The sequence below is a fragment of the Clostridium uliginosum genome, from assembly GCF_900112485.1.
Taxonomy (GTDB): domain Bacteria; phylum Bacillota; class Clostridia; order Clostridiales; family Clostridiaceae; genus Clostridium; species Clostridium uliginosum.
On record NZ_FOMG01000077.1, the window covers coordinates 1 to 1,192 of the forward strand.

At 29.5% G+C, this 1,192-nt stretch carries 2 protein-coding genes; one reads left to right on the forward strand and one right to left on the reverse strand.

Translation table 11 applies throughout. The features are described 5' to 3' along the window. Nucleotides 1–23: 23 nt before the first annotated feature. On the reverse strand, nt 24–398 hold the full coding sequence (locus BM027_RS17885) for a pyridoxamine 5'-phosphate oxidase family protein (protein WP_090094521.1): 375 nt from the start codon (nt 396–398) through the stop codon (nt 24–26). Between the two features lie 277 nt (nt 399–675). Here BM027_RS17885 and BM027_RS17890 point away from each other — a divergent pair, with 277 nt between their 5' ends. Beyond that, the gene (locus tag BM027_RS17890) at nt 676–1,185 is read left to right on the forward strand and encodes an RrF2 family transcriptional regulator (protein WP_090094522.1); all 510 of its coding nucleotides are present in this window, start codon (nt 676–678) and stop codon (nt 1,183–1,185) included. Nucleotides 1,186–1,192: the final 7 nt, after the last annotated feature.

Genomic DNA, 1,192 nt, shown 5'->3' on the forward strand with positions numbered 1-1,192 from the left:
AATTAGTTAATAAAATTCAAAATCTAAATCTTTTGTTGTGCAGATGTAACTGTTATCTCTAACACTCTAGTTAAAAAAGAGAACTTTTCTTTCATCATGTCAAATTCTGAACCTGACTCAAGGTATTTCGCAGTACCTTCAATCGCGAAGCCTGTTCCCTGATAATCTTTATAACCTAAAACTTCTTTACTACCTAAAGCCATCTTTACTTTATTATTTTGATTTATATTTTTTTCTGTTTTACGCATTCCATATGCAGGAATTAAAATTCTTTCATCAGCTGTTACAACTAAATATGAGTTCCAAGTATTAACCACATGTGGTTCAGCTGTCCCCCATGATATTATTGAAACTACGCCTTCATGTTTTAGTACATCATAAAATTTTTCTGTAAGCATTCTACATTTCCTCCTAAAAATTTATTAAACCAATACACAAGAATTATGTATTACATATATAATAGATTAACTAAAATCACAAGAATTATGTATTACATATATCATAGATAAGTATTGTCTGCTATTATTATATAATTGCTTTTTTTAAAAGTCAACAGCAAATAAATACATTATAGATAAATATTATCTATAATTCAATTGTATAGATATTGACTAGCAAAAAAAAATGAAGTATTATGTGGGAAGATTATATTGTTATATGGAGAGGATGGTTTTATTGCAATTTTCTATAGGAGTAGAGTATGCATTGCATTGTTTATTATATATGGTAGATATTCCATCAGGGAAATCTGTTGGGATTAAAGATTTAGCAACATATCAAGGAGTGTCAGAGACTTATCTATCAAAAGTATATACAAAATTAAGAAAATCAGGTATTGTGAAGTCAATTCCAGGTGTTAATGGAGGATATGCGTTAGCACGTAATCCTGAAAACATAACATTTTGGGACATAGTTGAAGCAGTAGAAGGAAATTCGCCATTATTTCAATGCGCAGAGATTAGGCAAAATGAGCTATTATTAGATAAGAATAACTTACCTGATACACATACAAAATGCCCTTGCTTGATAAAAGTTATAATGTTAGAAGCAGAAGACCAGATGAGACAGTATTTGAAGAATAAGACTTTAGGTTGGCTGCATGAGCAAGTAAAGAATAAGATTCCTGAAGAACATAGCAAAGCAACGATTGAATGGTTTAATAATATTAAATCAAGGCAAGTTTAAGATTCTT

Bases quoted from the DNA above. Each gene is read 5' to 3' on its own strand.
- BM027_RS17885 (WP_090094521.1), bottom strand. From the start codon at position 398: ATGCTTACAGAAAAATTTTATGATGTACTAAAACATGAAGGCGTAGTT.